We start from the raw sequence: 20329 nt of genomic DNA, 5'->3' as shown, positions 1-20329 counted from the left end.
ACCTTTGGCACTCGCCAAAACCCGATCGCTCAGCCGGCCCGGCCTTCGCTCAGCGCAAGGCCAACCGCGCGACCACTTGAAAGGCGCGCGGCAAAACCTCGGTGGGGACCTTGCGTCGACCTGCCACCCACTCAGCCTAAAGGCACTGGATTACTCATGTCGGACCTCATCGAACTCTACCTCACCTGCCCCAAGGGCCTCGAAGGCCTATTGGCCGAGGAAGCCCGCGCACTGGGCCTGACCGAAGTGCGCGAGCACACCTCGGCCATTCGCGGCGCGGCCGACATGGAGACCGCTTACCGCCTGTGCCTCTGGTCGCGCCTGGCCAACCGCGTGCTGCTGGTGCTCGAGCGCTTCAGCATGCGCGATGCCGAAGACCTCTACCACGGCGTGCACGGTGTCGACTGGCAAGACCACCTGGCGGCCGACGGCACCCTGGCGGTGGAGTTCAGCGGCCATGGCTCGGGCATCGACAACACCCACTTCGGCGCGCTGAAGGTCAAGGACGCCATCGTCGACAAGCTGCGCAATCGCGAAGGCCTGCGCCCCTCGATCGACAAGCTCAACCCGGACCTGCGCGTCCACCTGCGCCTGGACCGCGGCGAGGCGATCCTCTCGCTGGACCTGTCCGGGCACAGCCTGCACCAGCGCGGCTATCGCCTGCAGCAGGGCGCCGCGCCGCTCAAGGAAAACCTCGCCGCTGCCGTGCTGATCCGTTCCGGCTGGCCACGCATCGCCGCCGAGGGCGGCGCCCTGGCCGACCCCATGTGCGGCGTCGGTACCTTCCTGGTCGAAGCCGCGATGATCGCCGCCGACATCGCCCCCAACCTCAAGCGCGAACGCTGGGGCTTCAGCGCCTGGCTCGGCCACGTGCCGGCCTTGTGGCGCAAACTGCACGACGAAGCCCTGGCCCGCGCCGAAGCGGGCCTGGCCAAGCCGCCGCTGTGGATCCGCGGTTACGAGGCCGACCCGCGCCTGATCCAGCCGGGGCGCAACAACGTCGAGCGCGCAGGGCTCAGCGACTGGGTGAAGATCTACCAAGGCGAAGTCGGCACCTTCGAGCCGCGTCCCGACCAGCACCAGAAAGGCCTGGTCATCAGCAACCCGCCTTACGGCGAGCGCTTGGGCGACGAAGCCAGCCTGCTGTACCTCTACCAGAATCTCGGCGAGCGCCTGCGCCAAGCGTGCATGGGCTGGGACGCGGCAGTGTTCACCGGTGCGCCGGAGCTGGGTAAGCGCATGGGCCTGCGCAGCCACAAGCAGTACGCCTTCTGGAACGGCGCGCTGCCGTGCAAGCTGCTGTTGTTCAAGGTGCAGCCCGACCAGTTCGTCACCGGCGAGCGGCGTCAGAGCGCTTCCAGCGAAGCGCCGTCCGCACCGCGTCAGCCGGATGCGCCTGTCGTCCATGAGCCGGCACGCCTGTCCGAAGGCGCGCAGATGTTCGCCAACCGCTTGCAGAAGAACTTGAAGCAGTTGGGCAAGTGGGCGCGTCGCGAGCAGATCGGCTGCTACCGCCTGTACGATGCCGACATGCCCGAATATGCCTTGGCCGTCGACGTCTACCAGGACTGGGTGCACGTGCAGGAATATGCGGCGCCACGTTCCATCGACCCGGAGAAGGCCCAAGGCCGTCTGCTCGATGCCCTGGCCGCCATTCCCCTGGCCCTGGGTGTCGACCCGCAGCGCGTGGTGCTCAAGCGCCGCGAGCGCCAGAGCGGCACCCGCCAGTACGAGCGCCAGGCCACCGAGGGCCGGTTCCAGGAAGTCAGCGAAGGCGGCGTCAAGCTGCTGGTCAACCTCACCGACTACCTGGACACCGGCCTGTTTCTCGACCATCGCCCGATGCGCATGCGCGTGCAGCGCGAGGCCGCCGGCAAGCGCTTCCTCAACCTGTTCTGCTACACCGCCACGGCGTCGGTGCATGCGGCCAAGGGCGGCGCGCGCAGCACCACCAGCGTCGACCTGTCGAAAACCTACCTGGACTGGGCGCGGCGCAACCTGGCGCTGAACGGGTTCTCCGAGCGCAACCGGCTGGAGCAGGGCGATGTCATGGCCTGGCTGCAAGCGGCCACCGACAGCTTCGACCTGATCTTCATCGACCCGCCGACCTTCTCCAACTCCAAGCGCATGGAAGGGGTGTTCGACGTCCAGCGCGACCACGTGCAACTGCTCGACCTGGCCATGGCGCGCCTGGCACCGGGCGGGGTGCTGTACTTCTCCAACAACTTCCGCAAGTTCCAGCTCGACGAGCACCTGGCCCAGCGCTACGCGGTGGAGGACATCACCGCCCAGACCCTGGACCCGGACTTCGCCCGCAACAACCGCATCCACCGCGCTTGGCGCATCACTTTGCGTTGAGCCCGTAGCCTTGGCCGCGGTTCGCCTGCACGGTGAGCCGCGGCCAGCGGCCGCGGCATCCCCTGACCTGCGCGAGACTTCCGTATGAGCGACACACTACACATCACCGACCTGACCGTGGGCGAGGGCAAGGCAGTCGTCAAAGGCGCCTTGATCACCACGCAATACACCGGCTGGCTGGCCGACGGCAGCGAATTCGATTCGTCCTGGTCGCGTGGCAAACCCTTCCAATGCGTGATCGGCACCGGGCGAGTGATCAAAGGCTGGGACCAAGGCCTGATGGGCATGCGCGAAGGCGGCAGGCGCCGCCTGGTCGTACCCGCAGCGCTGGGCTACGGCGAGCGCAGCATGGGCAAGATCCCGGCGCACGCCGAGCTGACGTTCGAAATCGAGGTGTTGCAGGTGCTGACTCGCGACGATTGAGCGGTCATGTCCCGGCAATGAGAGGTCATTAGACTCGATCAGGCAGGGTCGGTCGGGAACAAAACACGCCGATCGCACTCTGAGGTTCCACCCAAGGCTTGACCCTCTTCTGCCAGCGACCTGCCTGGCAACGGACAGCGTCTGCCTGTGGGCTTTCTCCTTTTGCCGCAAGAGCCTGCTTATGACGTTGCCTGCCTTCCTCCGTCGTCGTCGCCACCTGCTGCTGGGTCTGGCCCTCGTAGGGGCCAGTGTGCCCGCAGCGCTGTACGTGCACGACCGCCGCGCCGAACCCGTCGACGGCACCCAGACCCTGGTGTTCATGCGCCACGCCGAAAAACCCGGCGAAGGGCTGGGCCAGCTCAACTGCCAAGGCCTCAACCGCGCCATCGACCTGGCTACGGTACTGCCCGAGCGCTTCGGCGAAGCCGATTACGTGTTCGCGGCCAACCCCACCCGGCATGTCGAAGAAGGCAGCCAGGATCTGAGCTACAGCTACATCCGCCCCTTGATGACCATCACGCCGAGTGCGATCCGCCTGGGTCTGCCGGTGAACATCGACTTCGACGCCAACGACGTCGACGACCTGGCCGACGAGCTGATGCGCGACAAGTACCGCAACGCCACGGTCTATACGGCCTGGTCCCATGGCTACTTGCCCGACCTGATCAATGCCGTGGCCGACAAGGCCACCGGCCACAAGCACACGATCACCGACGATTGGAGCGGCGACGACTTCGACACCCTCTATGTGCTGACCCTGACCTGGCACAACGGCAAGGCCAGCCTGCTCAGCCGCAACGTGCGCCAGGGGCTGGACGACGGCGAGCATAGCTGCCCGACCTGATTCCACTTGGCTCGGGCTGAGGCTTGAGCCAGGCCTGCGTTGTTGCCCATCGCGAGCGGGCTAGTACCCCAGGCGCTTGCGTGTTCGAGCCACTGAGTGGCTCAGCGGCCCAGACGCGGCGGCCAGCCGATCACCTTTTTCGGTCGGGGCTTGGCGTAGGTGCGCACCTTCGACGTGCTGAGCCCCAAGCGCACCAACGACTCGGCGATCGTCACCGCCGCGCTGACGCCATCGACCACCGGTACGCCCGTGCGCTGCCGGATCTCTTCGTCCAACCCTGCCATGCCGCCGCAGCCCAGGCAGATCACCTCGGCCTTGTCGTCGCGCACTGCGCGTTCGGCCTGCTCGACGATGGCCTGCACCGCGCGCTGCGGCTCGGATTCGAGTTCCAGCACGGCCAGGCCGCTGGCGCGCACCGAGGCGCAGCGGTCGTACAGACCCGACAGTTTCAGGCGGTCTTCGATCAGCGGCACGGTGCGGTCCAGCGAGGTCACCACCGAGTAGGCATGGCCCAGGTACATGGCTGTACTAGCCGCCGCGTCGGTGATGTCCACCACCGGCACGTCGAGCAGTTCCTGCAGGCCTTCGCGGCCATGCTCGCCGTAACCGGCCTGGATCACGGCGTCGTACGGCTCGTCATAGGCCAGGACCCGGTCCATGACGGCGATGGCTGCCAGATAGCTCTCGAAATTGCCCTCTACCGACTCTGCGCCGAACCAAGGCGTGAGGCCGACGATCTCGGTACCTGGCGCCGCCACGCTGCGCGCCTGTTCGGCGATCGCTTCGGTGATGGCTTCGGTGGTGTTGACGTTGACGATCAGAATACGCATCGGAAAATCCTTGCTCAGTGACTGCTGTGGTCGACGGCGATGCATTCGCCGCTGACGTCTTGATACACCCGGTGACGTGGCGCGATCAGCAGGTAGATCGCCGCTGCGATGCCCGCACCGATCAGCCAGGAAAACGGCGCCACGCTGTGGAAGTTGGGCACCAGCGCCAGCACGATCGACAAGGCCGCCGCCGGCACGAAGGCCGCGACTGCGCGCAGGTTGACGCCGCGGCTGTAGTGGTAGGCGCAGGCCGGGTTTTCGCTGTAGAGCTCGGGCACGTTGATGCAGCCTTTGCGCAGCAGCCAGTAGTCGGACATGATCACGCCGTACAGCGGGCCGAGCAGGGCGCCCAGGCCCGAGAGGAAGTACACGATCACCACCGGGCTGTTGTACAGGTTCCAGGGCAGGATCAGCACCGCCAGGGTGGCGCTGATCAGGCCGGCGCGGCGGAAGTTCAGGTGGCGCGGCGCCAGGTTGCTGAGCACGAAGGCCGGGGCGACGAAGTTGGCCATGATGTTCACCGCCACGGTGACGATCAGGAACGCCAGACAACCCAGCACCAGGAATGCGGTGTGTGGAATGGTCGCGACGATCTGCGTCGGGCTGTCGATGATCTGGCCGTTGATCTTGAACTGCGCGCCGCACAGCACCACGGTGATCACCGCGAACACCAGGATGTTCACCGGCAGGCCCCAGAAGTTGCCGACGCGGATGGTCTTGCGGCACGGCGAGGAGCGGGCAAAGTCGCAGAAGTTCAGCACCAGGGTGCCGTAGATGGCCAGCCACAGCGCGCCGCCGGCGAAGATGTTGCGCCACATCTCGTAGCCGGTCAGCGGTTCGGCCACCGACCAAGCGATGCTGGCGTCGGCTTTGAAGTACATATAAAAGGCCAGGCTGGCCACGGTCAGCAGAATCACCGGGCCGGCGAAGGCCTCGTAGCGGCGCACCATCTCCATGCCGTAGGCCAGGATCACCAGCTGTACCACCCAGATCGCCACGAAACACACCCAGCCCAGGCTCGACAGGCCCAGCACGCTGTTGTGGTCGTACGCGGCCACCTGCGGCCATACGGCGGTCAGCAGCACGCGCAGCACCACGGAGGCCAGGTAGGTCTGGATGCCGAACCAGGCGATGGCGATGACCGCGCGGATCAGCGCCGGAATCTGTGCGCCGTGGATGCCGAAGGCGATGCGGCTGATGACCGGGAAGGGCACTCCGGTTTTCTGCCCCATGTAGCCCGACAGGTTCATGAAGAAGTACACCAGCGCCGCGCCGATGGCCAACGACATGAGGATCTGCCAACCCCCCAGCCCCAAGGCGAACAGGCCCATGGCGAAGGAATAGTTGGCGATGTTGTGCACGTCGTTGGTCCACAGCGCGAAGATGCTGTAGCCGCCCCAACGGCGACCGGCCAGGCGCGTCGGCGCGAGGTCACGGTTGTGCAGGCGCGGGCTCAGTTGCAGGTCTGGCGGCAGCCCGTCGACGGGTATGGAGGTCGGGGTAGGGGAGGCGATGGGGTGTTCAGGGGCAAGGTTGAGGCTGGTGCTCATTCCGGCAGGCTCCTGATGCGCGTGTACTGCGATGAGTGGGCCGGTGCAAGGCGGGCCATCTCGTCAGTGCAGCGTGGGCATCACTGGGTTCTGGGCGCAACTGCCGCCATTGGGTCGGCGCTGCGGGTTCTTGTACTTATGTTCTGTTTAAGTTGTATACAAAACATGAGTGCAGGAAAGCGAGTTCCATGCCAGGACTAGAAAGCTATGAGGTCAAAGCCATCCTGATTTATCTAGATATAAAGAATAAGCCACTGAAATGTATAGATAAATATCTGATTGGTTGGTCAGGTTATAACTTTAGTACGGCCAATAAGCTGATTTTTAAGTCAACTATTGGAATGCGCAACGTGTAACATCTTGGGGCACCACCCGACAAAGTGCACACAATATTGACACCTAAGGTTACAGGGGTGTGTACAAAATAAATGGCTGCCATTCAGCTACGCACTGCCTTGTATACAGCGCACTCAGCCCATCGGCGGCAATCGCCGTTTCACCGGGCTCTTCTTGATGATCGCGGTGTTACTTTCGGCAATCAGGCTCAAGCGATCGAGCACGGTGTCCAACTGCTCCATGGAGCGCACCTGCAAACGCGCGATGAAACAGTCCTCACCGGTGACCTTGTCGCATTCGGTGAACTCGGGAGTCGAAACCACATGGCGCTCCACTTCCTGCAAACGACCGGGCAGTGGACGGATACGCACGATGGCCTGTAGCTGGTAGCCGAGGCTGCGCGGGTCTACATCGACCGTGAAGCCGCGCAGCACACCGCGCTCCTCCAGGCGGCGCAGGCGTTCGCCGACGCTGGGCGCCGACAGCCCGGTGATCTGCGCCAGCGCCTTGAGCGAGCGGCGGCTGTCTTCCATCAGCGCGTTGACCAGCAACTGGTCGATCGGGTCGATCATGGTGAGCCTCGTTAGGTTGAAAGCGATATTGGCCTTGATAGTAAAGGCCAGAGCGACGTTTGGCCTTGTTTAAGCTCTGGAGGGGCCGCACGCCGTTTTCCATACTGATCTCCTATTCGAAGGAGGTGCGCAATGAACGACTCGGTGCGACGGGGTTCGCTGGAAATGATCGCAGCCATGCTGATTTCGGGCACCATCGGCTGGTTCGTGCTGGTCAGCGGGCAGGCGGTGATCGAGGTGGTGTTCTGGCGCTGCGTGTTCGGCAGCCTGGCGCTAGGGGTGATCTGTGCGGCGCTGGGACACTTGAAGTGGGGCATGCTCACCCGGGCCGCATTGGGTTGGGCGGTGCTCAGTGGGGTGGCCATCGTCGGCAACTGGCTATTGCTGTTCGCTGCCTACTCGCGGGCGTCGATCGCCATCGCCACGGCGGTCTACAACCTGCAACCGTTCCTGTTGCTCGGGTTGGCGGCCTTGTTTCTCGGCGAGAAGATCACTGCGGCCAAGCTCACCTGGCTGGCCGTAGCCTTCGCCGGCGTGCTGGCCATCGCCGCCGCCCATGGCCAGGATCAGGCGCAGGGCGACGACTACCTGCTGGGTATCGCCCTGGCCTTGGGGGCGGCGTCGTTGTACGCCTTGGCGGCAGTGGTCATCAAACGCCTGCGCGGCACACCACCCCATGTGATCGCGTTGGTGCAAGTGCTCACGGGTGCAGTGCTGCTGGCGCCCTGGGTGATGCCCGTGAGCCTGCCGCAGGCTTCGGGGCAGTGGGCCAGCCTGGTGACCCTCGGTCTGATACACACCGGGGTCATGTACGTGCTGCTTTATAGCGCCATCCAGCGTTTGCCCACCGCGCTCACCGGGGCGCTGACGTTCGTCTATCCCGTCGCGGCGATACTGGTCGACTGGGCGGCGTTCGGGCATCGCTTGGGCGCGCTGCAGTGGTTGGGGGTCGGCTTGATCCTTCTGGCCGCCGCAGGCATGCAGCAGGGATGGTGGTTCGCGGCGGCCAAGCCGGTTGCGCTCGACCGTTGAACGATCGACGCCGACGAAGCGCCAAGGCTGCGGGCAAAGCCGGTAGAATGCGCGCTTTTCAGCTTGCGGCCCTGCCATGACCTCGCCTATCCAGACCCTCGAACAGCACCTGCTCACCGCCCTCGATCCGCCGCCAGCGGAAACCCGCCGTCTGTTCCACGGCCGCGGTCGCTGCTGGCCGGGACTGGAGCAGATCACCGTCGACTGGTTGCAGGGCGTGTTGTCGGTAGCGCTGTTCCGCGAGCTGCCGCCTGAGCAACTGGCCGAGCTCGAAGCCATGTTGCGCCGGCTCGCCGAAGGGCCGGCATGGCACGGCCAGGCAATTTTGCTGCAACACCGCTACCTGCCCGACAGCCCGGGCCAATGGCTTCTGGGCGAACCCTGCGTGCAGCGTGAAGTGGTCGAGGATGGCCTGACCTACCTGCTCGACCTCGGCGTGCGCCAGAACACCGGGTTGTTCCTCGACATGCGCCATGGCCGACGCTGGGTGCGCGAGCAGGCGGCAGGCAAGCGCGTGTTGAACCTGTTCGCCTACACCTGCGGCTTCTCCGTGGCGGCAGTCGCCGGTGGCGCCGAGCAGGTGGTCAACCTCGACATGGCCAAGTCGGCCCTGGCCCGCGGCCGCGACAACCACCGCCTGAACCGGCACGACGCCTCGCGCGTGGCGTACCTGGGCCATGAGCTGTTCAAATCCTGGGGCAAGGTGCGCAAGTATGGGCCTTACGACCTCATCATCATCGACCCACCGACCTTCCAGCGCGGCAGCTTCGTGCTGACCCAGGACTACGCCAAGATCTTGCGCCGCCTACCGGAACTACTGAACGCAGGCGGCACCGTGTTGGCCTGCGTCAACGATCCGGGCGTCGGCGCGCAGTTCCTGCTCGACGGCATGGCCGAGCAGGCACCGCAGTTGCGCTTCGTCGAGCGCCTGGACAACCCGCCCGAGTTTCCCGACATCGACCCCGAAGGCGGGCTCAAGGCGCTGGTGTTCGTCGCCGCCTAAACCGAGGCGGCCGGTGCCTCGACCCCCGGCAACCGTACCGGGTAGACCTGTGCGAAGTGCACGTTGTCGGTCTGGTCGACACGCTTTTTCAAGCGCTCGTTGAAGGCGCGGCTCACCGCGTACTGGCCCCCGGAAATGGTGCGGAACTGCGCGGTGAGCACGAAGCCGTTGAGGTCCATGCGGTCGACGCCGAACACCTGCAACGGGCTCTGCAGGTTGCTGTTGAGCAGCGGGTCGGCGGTGATCGACTGGCCCACCTCGTGGATCAGCGCCAGCGAAGCGTCGACGTCGCTGTCGTAGGTGAACTGCACCGAGAAGAACGCATAGGCGAATTGCCGCGATTGGTTGGTGACCGCCTTGATCTGGCCGAACGGCACCGAGTGCACGAAACCTTTGCCGTCGCGCAGGCGCAGGGTGCGGATGGTCAGGCTCTCCACGGTACCGGCGTGGCCTGAGTCGAGCACCACCCAGTCGCCGATGGAGATGGTGTCTTCGATGAGGATGAACAGCCCGGTGATCACATCCTGCACCAGCTGTTGCGACCCGAAGCCGATGGCCAGGCCGATCACCCCCGCACCGGCCAGCAGCGGCGCGACGTTGATGCCCAGGTTGGCCATGGTGGTGATGGTGCAGATGACGATCAGGATCACCTTCACCGCATTGCGCAGCATCGGCAGGATGGTCCGCACCCGTGTGCTCGGTTGCCGCGCCGCACGGCGCCCCACCGCCGGCTTGAGCGCTTCCTGGATGGCCGTGTCGAGCACGACCCAGAGCAGCCAGGTCACCAGCAGGATCAGGCCGATGGTCGAGACCGAATTGCTGATCGCCTTGCCCAGGCTGTTGCTCAGGGCGAAATCCAGTACCGAAAAGCCCCAGATGCGCCCCAGCAGTTCGATGAAGGCCACCGCCATGGCGATGCGCAGCAGCGCGTGGGCCAGGCTGCGCACGAGTTCCTTGTAGGGGCGGGTGCGCTGGGCGTTATCGGGCGTACGTGGGGCGAGCACATGTTGCAAGGTGGTGCTGAGGAACACCGCACCCACCAGCAGCACCGTGGTCAGCAAGGCGTTCTGCAAGGCTTTCTGGCTTTCCTCGCCTGCGCCGATCAGGTGCACCGCCGAGACCAGAATCATCAGCAGGATCGGCAGGTACCAGACCTTGGAGAAGATCCGCAGCGTTTCCTGCACGGCGCGATGCTGTAGACGCTCTTTCAAGTCGCGGTTGCGGATCAGGTGCGCCACCGGCCTGCGCAGGCGCAACACCAGGCTGGCGAAGATGGCGGTGGCGATGAGGCCCGTGAGCACCGCCACGCTGCTGGTGATGTTGCTGCCCAGTTGGCGGGCGATCTGCGGGCTGGTCAAGGCGTCGCTCCAGGCCGCCAGGAAGCCGATCAGGAACAGCGGCTTGGGCGCGATACGGCGGATCGCCGCCACGGCGCGGCGCTTGTGCCCGGCGTCGAACAGGGTGATCAGGCACAGGATGATCGAGGTCGAGAACAAACCGCTGCTGGTGGCATAGGCCAGGCTCAGGCCTGTAGCGCGGGCGATCGAGGGGTCGACGAAGCGGCTGGCGTATACCGCCAGCGGCAAAGCGGCCAGGGCCGGTACGGTGTAGGGCAGCAGGTAGTCCAGCAGCGCGCGCATGCGCACGCGTCCGCGCATCCAGGCGGTGGCGGCCAGGCGCTTGCTGAGCAGGCGACCGAGCAGGTTGAGCACCACGAAGCTGCCGGCCCAGGCCAAGGTCAGCAGCAGGAAGTCGACGAACAGTTGCAGGGTGTCGCTGGCCGAATGCTTGTCGACCAGGCGTTCGACTTCCTGGCTGGCGCGGTCGGTACGCAGGCGCCAGGCATCGACCAGGTGCTCGTCGAGGTCCAGCTCCTTGCCGGCGCTGTCCAGACCATCGGCCAGGGCGCCGAGCAGGCCGCCTTGCAAGACCGGCGCAGGCTCGGCGGGTGGCGCTTCGGCAGGCGCCGGGTCGGCGGCCCACAGGTGGGTGCTCAATAGGCAGCCAAGCAAAAACGGAGTGAGAAAACGCAGCACTGAATGATCCTCGGGCCGGGGTGAGCGGGCAGGGGGTAGTCAGGAAACTGAGTGGCGTAAGGGCGGGAAGTTCGATGGAGTGAGGTGGTGGCTGGCTGAGTGAGCGGGGTGGGACGTCTGATCTAGGGCGGTTGAGCCTGTTGCGGATACATCTCCTTCACCAGATGTGGGTCCAGTGTCGGAGCGGCCGGTTCCGCGCTCCGCTCCGATGGGCCGCTGCCTGGCCCACTGCGGCTGATCGGAGTGCTGAACCGGCCACTTCAACTGAAAAGCGTGCATCGCCCGAAAGTTCAGGTCGGTTCGAGCCGCGAGCAGGGCGCCTTCCAGGCGCTTTTACTGTTGGGTATAGATCTGATCGAACACACCACCATCGTTGAAGTGGGTCTTCTGCACGGTGCGCCAGTCACCGAAGGTCTTCTCCACCGACAGGAAATCGACCTTGGGGAAGCGGTCGGTGTACTTGGCCAGCACCGTGGCATCGCGCGGTCGCAGGTAGTTCTGCGCGGCGATTTCCTGCGCGGCCGGGGACCACAGGTATTTGAGGTACTCCTCGGCGGCGGCGCGGGTGCCTTTCTTGTCCACCACCTTGTCGACGACGCTCACCGGCGGCTCGGCCTCGGCCGACACGCTCGGGTACACCACCTCGAACTGGTCGCGGCCAAACTCGCGGGCGATCATTTCCGCCTCGTTCTCGAAGGTCACCAGCACGTCGCCGATCTGGTTGGTCATGAAGGTCGTGGTCGCCGCGCGCCCGCCGGTGTCGAGTACCGGCGCCTGCTTGAACAGCTTGCCGACGAATTCGCGGGCCTTGGTTTCGTCGCCGCCTTGCTTGAGCACGTAGCCCCAGGCCGACAGGTAGGTGTAGCGGCCGTTGCCCGAAGTCTTGGGGTTGGGGACGATCACCTGCACGCCGTCCTTGAGTAGGTCGGGCCAGTCTTTCAGGGCTTTGGGGTTGCCCTTGCGCACGATGAACACGGTGGCCGAGGTGAAGGGCGCGCTGTTGTTCGGCAAGCGCGTGACCCAGTCGTCGGGCACCAGCTTGCCCTTGTCGACCAGGGCGTTGATGTCGGTGGCCATGTTCATGGTGATGACGTCGGCCTGCAGACCGTCGATCACCGCGCGCGCCTGCTTGCTCGAGCCGCCGAAGGACATCTGCACCTCGACCTTCTCGTTGTGCTCGGCCTGCCAGTGTTTCTGGAACGCGGGGTTGTAGTCCTTGTAGAAGTCGCGCATCACGTCGTAGGACACGTTGAGCAACGTCGGAGCGGCTTGGGCCAGGTTGCCCAAAGCCAGGCCGGCGACGAGTAGTGACGCGCTGAGGAGTTTCTTCACGATCGGTCCTTGTAGGGAAGGTGGATGGCACAGTGCCTGCGACTATAGCGGGTGGCCAGGGTAGGGCTAAAGAACAAAAAGTGAGAGGGATATGCGCCAAGTGCCGGACTTGGCAGGCAGTGGGTTCGGCGCGCTGACCAGGTGCGATGGCCGCAGGCCTGGCATCGGCATAGCCAGGCATCGTCGGGATCTGGGCCGCCTCACGGCCCATCGCAGGTACGCGTGCCGCGACGGTCGTTCAGCCTTTGCCGAACAGGCTGCTGCCACAGCGCGAGCAGAACGCTGCGGCCTGTTCGTGCTGGGGCTTGGCGCAACGCGGGCACTCCTGCTGCAAGCGCTCCCCACGCATGGCGTTGGCCAGTTCGGCGGTGAAGATGCCGGTGGGCACGGCGATGATCGAATAACCGGTGATCATCACTAGCGACGACAGCACCTGGCCCAAGGGCGTCTGCGGCACGATGTCACCGAAGCCCACGGTGGTCAGGGTCACGATGGCCCAGTAGATGCCTTTGGGAATGCTGGTGAAGCCATGCTCGGGTCCTTCGATCACGTACATCAAGGTGCCGAACACGGTCACCAGGGTCGAAACGCTGACCAGGAACACGATGATCTTCTGCTTGCTGCCGCGCAGCGCCTTGAGCAGGTAGTCGGCCTGGTTCAGGTAGGGGCTGAGCTTGAGCACGCGGAAGATGCGCAGCATACGGATCACTCGCACGATCAGCAGGTACTGCGCGTCGCTGTAGTAGAGGGCGATGATCCCCGGCACGATCGCCAGCAGATCGACCAGGCCGTAGAAGCTGAAGGCGTAGCGCAAAGGCTTGGGCGAGCTGTACAGACGGGTCAGGTATTCGAGCAGGAAAATGGCGGTGAAGCCCCACTCGATGGCGGCCAGCACATCGGAATAGTTGCGGTGGACTTCGCTGATGCTGTCGAGGATGACCGTGACCAGGCTGGCGAGGATGATCAGCAACAACAGTTTGTCGAAGCGTCGACCGGCCGGGGTGTCGCTTTGGAAGACGACGACGTAGAGGCGCTCGCGCAGGCTCGCGGGGTGAGTCATGAACAGGTTCCATGGGGCAGTGAATGGGCCGGGAGACGGCTTTGCAGCCGAGCACGCTAGGGGCAATCCGCACAGACGGCAAGGGGGATGACTGACAAAAATGCCAGTTTTATCCATTTCTGCATCATCTGATAATTGGCAGAACAACGTGACGGGCGCTGGCCTGCGAGAACTTTGTCTGAATGACGAAGTGATTCACTGTCTGGGTTCAGTTGGGACGGAAGCGACCTCTGTGGTACTGCATTTCAGTTCTTGGCGGTCGTTGTCTATGAATGAATCGCTGAGGACCGTTTCTCTATCGACTGCGCAGTATCATGCGTGATGCCGATCAAAAAAGTGATGATGGAGCACTCGATGCGCTGTAAAACGCTAGGTCTGTGGCGTGCCAGGCTTCCAGGAAAGACAGCGCGGTCAGCTTCGGCGCGTTCCACCGCCTTTGATCCGATGCGCTGTAGGACAACAGTGCCAGCGTTTTAGAGGTTGGGACGAACGTTCGGCGTTGAACCTACGGTGTACGCGAGGAGAGCAAAAAATGATGATCGAAGATTGTAACAACGAGCCCCCTACGGCAGGGCGTAGTGTAGTTTCCTCGAAATACGATAAGCGTAGCATTGCCTACCTGCCATACGGCTTCATCGCCGACTTTGTAAGGAGGTCACGTATGGGGTACGCGGGACAGGTATTGGACTCGGCCACAAAAGCTTATACGCTCGGAAATGGCCATCGGCTTTACAACCCCGTGCTGCGGCGCTTCCATAGCTATGATGGTCTGAGTCCTTTTCGCCTGGGCGGTCTTAATGGTTATGCGTATTGTTCTGGCGATCCTGTGAATCACTCCGATCCTTCGGGTTTGGCAAAAACTGGCCTTACCAAGCGTCTAAAAGAACTGGGTTTGCCCAAGCCCTTACTTCGAGATTACCTGAAACCTTTGGGGCGGCCTGAAAATTTCAAACAGAGGCGAACGATTTACAAGCGCCAGGACGACTCTTTCGAGGCTTACGAGTTTTTTGGTGCAATGAAGATATACAGCAAACGACAGGGAACTACGCATCAGTCGATGTTCGATGGAGAGTTTTTCGTCAAGGGCGACATCTACATACCTAAGTCTTCACCTGTTATTGACCAACCGCTGTTGGATAAAGGTTTTCAACTTGAACGGTATGACTACAATACCCATCTGGACGAGGTGATTGCTTCCCTTGCCGCGACCCCGGCTCCGCAGAGTGGGAGTAGCTCGACAACGGGTAACTTCTACGCACCTCCGCCTGTTAGCACGAACAAGAGGATCAGAAACCCTCAAGGCAGTCATTAGGCACTTTGATGTTGCAATTCGTACCGCTTCTTTATATGCATCAACCAACACCCCACCACGAACGGCGCCGTCAACCCCGCCACCGGCATCAGGTCGAACGCCGGCTGCAACATCAGCGCCAGGGTGATCGCCAGCAGCGTCACCCACGGTCGCTCCCCCTGCCGGCTGAACGCCAACGCCGCCAGCGCCGCATTGAACCCATACAGCCCCATCCAAGCCGCCTGCTCCTGACCCGCCAGCAGCGCGACCCCACCACCCATCGCCGAGCCGATCACCGCCCACATGGCCGCATATGGCTGCGCGATGAACAGACCCACCACGATCAGCAGCCCTGCCAGCGGGTGGTCCAGCAGAAATATCTGGCCAACGCCGCGTAACAGCCCATGCAGCGGGTTCGCCTCGACGACCGCCGGCACCCCAGGCTCGGCCAGCAGCAACGTCGCCCACCCCAACAACACGAACGGCGCCGTATACGCCACCAGCAACTTGCCCCCACGCTTGCGCCACTGGTGCGTGACGATGCTCGACAACCCCCCGGCCGCGATGATCAACGGCGGCAAGATGGCCGACCACGGCAGCACCGCGCTGATCAGGATGCCGATCAGCACGCCGTTGTAGCAGTACAGGCCGGCCTGGCGGTCGGTGCGGTCGTAGCCGCGCCGTTGTGCGGTGAGCAAGCCGGCGAGGGCGCCGAGCAGTGCGCCGCCGACCAGGGTCGGTGCGGTCAGCAGAATGGCCAGTAGGCAGCACAGGCCGCACAGCGGGCTGCGCAGCAGCAGGACTTGGCTGAAGCCGTTGAGCAGGGCGGTGGCCCAGTCGGGGCAGGGGTTGACGAAGTGCTTGGTATGCATAGGCCATGGGCGCAATGAATGGAGATGTCTGCAGGGAAACCCGCGGTGCTGGCGTCTGACGGATGCCGCTCGGCAACGTACGAACGCCTGGCGATTGGCAGTGCCGAGCGGCATGGCTGCTAGGCGCAGTCGTGGTTCGCTCGTGCGAAGCGCTACACCAGCACCTCGATGCGCAACGTATTGGTCGTGCCCGGCTTGCCAAAAGGCACACCCGCCGTGATCAGCAAGGTGTCGCCCAACTGCGCCATGCCTTGCGCCTGGGCGATTTCCAGCGCCGTGGAACAGATCTCGTCGACCTGGTGCAGGCGGTCGTTGACCACCGAATGCACACCCCAGGTCACGCTCAGGCGCCGTGCGGTACGGCGGTTGGGCGTGAGGTTGAGGATCGGCGCGCGGGGCCGTTCGCGGGCCGCGCGCAGGGTCGAGGCACCCGATTCGCTGTAGTTGACCAGCACCGCCACCGGCAGGATGCCGCTGATGCGGCGGATCGCGCAGCTGATGGCGTCCGACACCGTGGCCTCGGCCTTGGGCCGGCCGACATCGAGTTGCGCCTGGTAATCCGGGCCGTTCTCCACCTGGCGGATGATCTTGCTCATCATCCGCACCGCTTCGAGCGGGTAATCACCCGAGGCGGTCTCGGCCGACAGCATCACCGCATCGGCACCTTCGGCCACGGCGTTGGCCACATCGGTGACCTCGGCGCGGGTCGGCGCCGGGGAGAAGCGCATCGATTCGAGCATCTGCGTGGCTACCACCACCGGTTTGCCCAACTGACGACACACGCCGACGATGCTTTTCTGGATCTGCGGCACGCGCTCGGCCGGCACTTCCACGCCCAAGTCGCCGCGGGCGACCATGATCGCGTCGGCCAGCTCGGCGATGGCCTGCAGTTGCGTCACCGCCGACGGTTTCTCGATCTTGGCCATCAGGTAAGCGCGGTCGCCGATCAGCGCGCGGGCTTCGAGGAGGTCTTGCGGGCGCTGCACGAACGACAGCGCCACCCAGTCGACCCCCAATTCCAGGCCGAACGCCAGGTCGCGGCGGTCCTTGTCGGTCAGCGGCGAGAGCTCCAGCATCGCTTGCGGCACGTTGACGCCCTTGCGGTCGGATAGCTCGCCGCCGTCCACCACCTCGGTGTCGATGGCCTCGAGGTGCTTGCCCACCACGCGCAGGCGCAGCTTGCCGTCGTCGAGCAGCAGGTCCATGCCCGGCTCCAGCGCCGCGATGATCTCGGGGTGGGGCAGATTGACGCGCGAGGCATCGCCGGGGGTGGCGTCCAGGTCCAGGCGCAGGGGCTGGCCGCGCTGCAGCTGCACTTTGCCCTGGGCGAATGTGCCGACGCGCAGCTTGGGGCCTTGCAGGTCCATGAGGATGCCCAGCGGCCGGTTGAGCTGGCGTTCGACGTCGCGAATCCAGTCGTAGCGCTGGGCGTGGTCGGCATGCTCGCCGTGGCTGAAGTTGAGGCGGAAGATGTTCACCCCGGCCTCGACCAGCTGGCGCACGTCGTCGACGCTGCGGGTGGCCGGGCCCAGCGTGGCGAGGATCTTGACTTTCTTGTCGACGGTCATGGGTACGGGGTCTCGAGGATGAGGATGGCGCGGAAGTCGTTGACGTTGGTGCGCGTCGGCTCGGTGACGATCAGTGCGTCCAGGGCCTCGAAGTAGCCATAGCCGTTGTTGTTGTCCAGCTCGTCGGTGGCCGACAGCCCGAGCGCGGCGGCTCGGGCGTAGCTGTCGGGGGTCATGAGGGCGCCGGCGTTGTCTTCTGAGCCGTCGATGCCGTCGGTGTCGCCCGCCAGCGCGTAGACGCCGGGCAGGCCCTTGAGGCTGTCGGTAAGGCTGAGCAGGAACTCGGCGTTGCGCCCGCCACGGCCGTTGCCGCGTACGGTGACGGTGGTTTCGCCGCCGGACAGGATGATGCACGGGGGCTTGAGCGGCTGGCCATGCAGCACGATCTGCCGGGCGATGCCGGCGTGCACCTTGGCCACTTCCCGCGACTCGCCTTCCAGGTCACCGAGGATCAGCGGGCTGTAGCCGGCCTGACGCGCCTTCACGGCGGCGGCTTCCAGGGATTGCTGGGGCTTGGCGATCAGTTGGAAATGGCTGCGCGACAACACCGGATCGTCGGCCTTGACCGTTTCCGAAGCGGGGTCGTCGAGCCAGTCGAGCACCGCCTGCGGCGCGTCGATGGCGTAGCGCTTGAGCACGGCCAGGGCGTCGTGGCGGGTGGTCGGGTCGGCCACCGTCGGACCGGAGGCGATCACCGTGGCCAGGTCGCCCGGTACGTCGGAAATCGCGTAGGTATAGACGGTGGCCGGCCAGCAGGCCTTGGCCAGGCGGCCGCCCTTGATCGCCGAGAGGTGCTTGCGCACGCAGTTCATCTCGCCGATGGTGGCGCCGGATTTGAGCAGGGCTTTGTTCACCTGCTGCTTATCGGCCAGGGTCAGGCCGGGGGCGGGCAGGGCGAGTAGCGCCGAGCCGCCGCCGGAGAGCAGGAAGATCACCCGGTCGTCTTCGCCGAGGTCGCTGACCATCGCCAACACGCGTTCGGCGACGGCCAGGCCGGCGGCGTCGGGCACCGGGTGCGCGGCTTCGACCACTTCGATCTTCTGGCAGCTGGCGCCGTGGCCGTAGCGGGTCACCACCAGGCCACTGACGTCGCCTTCCCAGTGCTTTTCCACCACCTCGGCCATGGCCGCGGCGGCCTTGCCGGCGCCGATCACGATCACCCGGCCGCTGCGGTCAGCGGGCAGGCAAGGTTCGAGGACCTGACGCGGGTGGGCCGCGGCGACCGCGGCATCGAACAGCGCGCGGAGTAAGGTTTGCGGATCGTCCGACATGGCAAGCTCCCAATCGTTGTTGTTGTGCAGAATCAGAACCGCCCCGCATCCGGCCTCCGTGCAGGCCGAATGCGGGGCGGGTGTTGCGCGTTGCAGAAGCGCTGACCAGGCACTCCCGTGAAACGGCTCAGTCCTCGTCGCGGATCGAGAAGTTGGCCATGTGCTCCAGGCCCTTGATCAGCGCCGAGTGGTCCCAGTTGCCGCCGCCCAGCGCCACGCAGGTGCTGAACACCTGTTGCGCGTTGGAGGTGTTGGGCAGGTTGATGCCCAGCTCCTTGGCGCCTTGCAGGGCCAGGTTGAGGTCTTTCTGGTGCAGGTTGATCTTGAAGCCGGGGTCGAAGGTGCCCTTGATCATGCGCTCGGCATGCACCTCGAGAATCTTCGAGGAGGCGAAGCCGCCCATCAGCGCCGCACGCACCTTGGCCGGGTCCGCGCCGTTCCTGGCCGCGAACAGCAGCGCCTCGCCGACGGCCTGGATGTTCAAGGCGACGATGATCTGGTTGGCCACCTTGGCGGTCTGGCCGTCGCCGCTGGCGCCGACGTGGGTGATGTTCTTGCCCATGGCCTGGAACAGCGGCAGAGCGCGTTCGAAGGCTTTTTCGCAACCGCCGATCATGATGCTCAGGGTCGCGGCCTTGGCGCCGACTTCGCCACCGGACACCGGTGCGTCCAGGTAGGCCGCGCCCAGCTCGCCGATGCGCTTGGCGAAGGCCTTGGTGGCGGTGGGTGAGATCGAACTCATGTCGATCACCACCTTGTTCGCGCTCAGGCCCTGCGCCACGCCATCGTCGTCGAACAGCACGCTCTCGACCTGGGGCGTGTCGGGAACGATGACGATGACGAACTCCGCTTCCTGGGCCACCTCTTTCGGGCTCGCCAGCGCGACCGCGCCGGCCTCGAGCAGGTCGGCCGGGGCCTTGCTGTGGTGTTCGGAGACGAACAGGTCGTGGCCTGCCTTGAGCAGGTTGAGGGCCATGGGTTTGCCCATGATGCCCGTGCCGATGAAACCGATCTTAGCCATGTGCAGGTGCCTCTTTATTATTGGAAGGTGGGGACAGGGGGTTGCGCCTGGAGGGCACAGCGGGCACGCCGGCCAGACGCTGCCGCCTTGGCGTGCCGTACCCTCGCACCCCAGGAAATACCGTCAGACCACGTTGTACGTCTTCAACCAGCCAAGGCCCGCCTCGGTCGTGCTTAGCGGCTTGTACTCGGCGCCCACCCAGCCCCGGTAGCCGATGCGGTCCAGGTGCGCGAACAGGAAGTGGTAGTTGATCTCGCCGGTGCCCGGTTCGTGGCGGCCGGGGTTGTCGGCCAGCTGCACATGGTTGATCAGCGCGAGGTTGGCCTCCAGGCTGCGCGCCAAATCGCCCTCCATGATCTGCATGTGGTAGATGTCGTACTGCAGGAACAGGTTGTCGCTGCCGACTTCGGCCTGGATGTCCAGCGCCTGGGCGGTGGTGTTGAGGTAGAAGCCGGGGATGTCGCGGGTGTTGATCATTTCCATGACCAGGCGCAGGCCGGCCTTGTGCAAGCGCTCGGCGGCGTAGCGCAGGTTGTCGACGAAGGTGGCGCGCACCTGGTGCTCGTCCACCCCTTGCGGGCGAATGCCGGCCAGGCAATTGACCTGGGTGTTGCCCAGCACCTGGGCGTAGGCGATGGCCTGGTCGACGCCGGCGCGGAACTGCTCGACCCGTTCCGGGTGGCAGGCGATGCCGCGCTCGCCCTGGCCCCAGTCGCCGGCCGGCAGGTTGAACAGCACCTGGGTCAGGCCGTTGGCGTCCAGTTGCTGGCGGATCTCTTCGGCGCGGTGGTCGTAGGGAAAGAGGTACTCGACCCCGGTGAAGCCGGCGTCGGCAGCGGCCTTGAACCGGGCCAGGAAGTCCTGTTCGGTGAACAGCATCGACAGGTTGGCGGCGAAGCGAGGCATGGTGGGTCTCCTAGCGGATAAGGC

General features: G+C 64.8%; 17 protein-coding genes. 6 read left to right on the top strand and 11 right to left on the bottom strand.

Annotated elements, in window-relative coordinates; translation table 11 throughout:
- Positions 1-156 precede the first annotated feature (156 nt).
- The 3 genes from rlmKL (at position 157) to B4M43_RS03340 (ending at position 3625) form a co-directional block, all read left to right on the top strand.
- The gene (gene rlmKL, locus B4M43_RS03350) at positions 157-2358 is read left to right on the top strand and encodes a bifunctional 23S rRNA (guanine(2069)-N(7))-methyltransferase RlmK/23S rRNA (guanine(2445)-N(2))-methyltransferase RlmL (RefSeq protein WP_296264182.1); all 2202 of its coding nucleotides are present in this window, start codon (positions 157-159) and stop codon (positions 2356-2358) included.
- Between the two features lie 84 nt (positions 2359-2442).
- Entirely contained in the window at positions 2443-2781 is a 339-nt protein-coding gene (locus tag B4M43_RS03345) for an FKBP-type peptidyl-prolyl cis-trans isomerase (protein ID WP_296264180.1), read from the top strand.
- A 181-nt stretch (positions 2782-2962) separates the two neighbouring features.
- Positions 2963-3625, top strand: coding sequence for a histidine phosphatase family protein (locus tag B4M43_RS03340; protein WP_296264178.1), 663 nt, complete (start codon positions 2963-2965; stop codon positions 3623-3625).
- A 101-nt stretch (positions 3626-3726) separates the two neighbouring features.
- Here B4M43_RS03340 and B4M43_RS03335 read toward each other — a convergent pair whose 3' ends face one another.
- The 3 genes from B4M43_RS03335 to B4M43_RS03325 form a co-directional block, all read right to left on the bottom strand.
- Positions 3727-4455 (bottom strand): aspartate/glutamate racemase family protein, encoded by a 729-nt coding sequence (locus B4M43_RS03335; protein WP_296264176.1) that lies wholly within the window; start codon positions 4453-4455, stop codon positions 3727-3729.
- A 14-nt stretch (positions 4456-4469) separates the two neighbouring features.
- The gene (locus tag B4M43_RS03330) at positions 4470-6005 is read right to left on the bottom strand and encodes an NCS1 family nucleobase:cation symporter-1 (RefSeq protein ID WP_296264174.1); all 1536 of its coding nucleotides are present in this window, start codon (positions 6003-6005) and stop codon (positions 4470-4472) included.
- A 470-nt stretch (positions 6006-6475) separates the two neighbouring features.
- Positions 6476-6913: an Lrp/AsnC family transcriptional regulator gene (locus tag B4M43_RS03325; RefSeq protein ID WP_296264172.1), complete on the bottom strand. Its 438-nt coding sequence runs from the start codon at positions 6911-6913 to the stop codon at positions 6476-6478.
- 132 nt (positions 6914-7045) lie between these two features.
- On the opposite strand from B4M43_RS03325, the gene B4M43_RS03320 reads away from it, so the two are divergent.
- Both B4M43_RS03320 and B4M43_RS03315 read left to right on the top strand, forming a co-directional pair.
- Complete coding sequence (locus B4M43_RS03320) at positions 7046-7945, top strand: DMT family transporter (RefSeq protein ID WP_296264170.1); 900 nt, start codon at positions 7046-7048, stop codon at positions 7943-7945.
- Between the two features lie 76 nt (positions 7946-8021).
- Positions 8022-8948 (top strand): class I SAM-dependent methyltransferase, encoded by a 927-nt coding sequence (locus tag B4M43_RS03315; protein ID WP_296264168.1) that lies wholly within the window; start codon positions 8022-8024, stop codon positions 8946-8948.
- Here B4M43_RS03315 and B4M43_RS03310 read toward each other — a convergent pair.
- From B4M43_RS03310 to B4M43_RS03300, 3 genes are all read right to left on the bottom strand, one after another.
- Positions 8945-10984, bottom strand: coding sequence for a mechanosensitive ion channel family protein (locus tag B4M43_RS03310; RefSeq protein ID WP_296264167.1), 2040 nt, complete (start codon positions 10982-10984; stop codon positions 8945-8947). The two genes, B4M43_RS03315 and B4M43_RS03310, sit on opposite strands and share 4 nt — an antisense overlap.
- 333 nt (positions 10985-11317) lie before the next feature.
- Positions 11318-12316: a sulfate ABC transporter substrate-binding protein gene (locus B4M43_RS03305; RefSeq protein ID WP_296264165.1), complete on the bottom strand. Its 999-nt coding sequence runs from the start codon at positions 12314-12316 to the stop codon at positions 11318-11320.
- Positions 12317-12554: 238 nt separating this feature from the next.
- Positions 12555-13376, bottom strand: coding sequence for an ion transporter (locus B4M43_RS03300; RefSeq protein ID WP_296264163.1), 822 nt, complete (start codon positions 13374-13376; stop codon positions 12555-12557).
- Between the two features lie 532 nt (positions 13377-13908).
- Between B4M43_RS03300 and B4M43_RS03295 the strand changes: the two genes are divergently transcribed.
- A complete protein-coding gene (locus B4M43_RS03295) occupies positions 13909-14688 on the top strand; it encodes an RHS repeat-associated core domain-containing protein (protein WP_296264161.1) in 780 nt (259 codons plus the stop codon).
- On the opposite strand, the gene B4M43_RS03290 is transcribed toward B4M43_RS03295, so the two are convergent.
- The 5 genes from B4M43_RS03290 to hyi form a co-directional block, all read right to left on the bottom strand.
- The gene (locus tag B4M43_RS03290; protein WP_296264159.1) at positions 14685-15539 is read right to left on the bottom strand and encodes an urea transporter; all 855 of its coding nucleotides are present in this window, start codon (positions 15537-15539) and stop codon (positions 14685-14687) included. The genes B4M43_RS03295 and B4M43_RS03290 overlap by 4 nt on opposite strands.
- A 152-nt stretch (positions 15540-15691) precedes the next feature.
- A complete protein-coding gene (gene pyk / locus B4M43_RS03285) occupies positions 15692-17107 on the bottom strand; it encodes a pyruvate kinase (RefSeq protein WP_296264157.1) in 1416 nt (471 codons plus the stop codon).
- Complete coding sequence (locus B4M43_RS03280; RefSeq protein ID WP_296264155.1) at positions 17104-18378, bottom strand: glycerate kinase type-2 family protein; 1275 nt, start codon at positions 18376-18378, stop codon at positions 17104-17106. The genes pyk and B4M43_RS03280 overlap by 4 nt, the downstream gene beginning before the upstream one ends.
- Before the next feature lie 127 nt (positions 18379-18505).
- Positions 18506-19399, bottom strand: coding sequence for a 2-hydroxy-3-oxopropionate reductase (locus B4M43_RS03275; protein WP_296264153.1), 894 nt, complete (start codon positions 19397-19399; stop codon positions 18506-18508).
- A gap of 123 nt (positions 19400-19522) precedes the next feature.
- Positions 19523-20305: a hydroxypyruvate isomerase gene (hyi, locus tag B4M43_RS03270; RefSeq protein ID WP_296264151.1), complete on the bottom strand. Its 783-nt coding sequence runs from the start codon at positions 20303-20305 to the stop codon at positions 19523-19525.
- Positions 20306-20329: the final 24 nt, after the last annotated feature.

Source organism: Pseudomonas sp. UBA6562 (genome assembly GCF_002434265.1).
Taxonomy (GTDB): domain Bacteria; phylum Pseudomonadota; class Gammaproteobacteria; order Pseudomonadales; family Pseudomonadaceae; genus Aquipseudomonas.
Note: the sequence above shows the minus strand (reverse complement) of the source record. Positions and strands in the feature narration are given on the sequence as shown.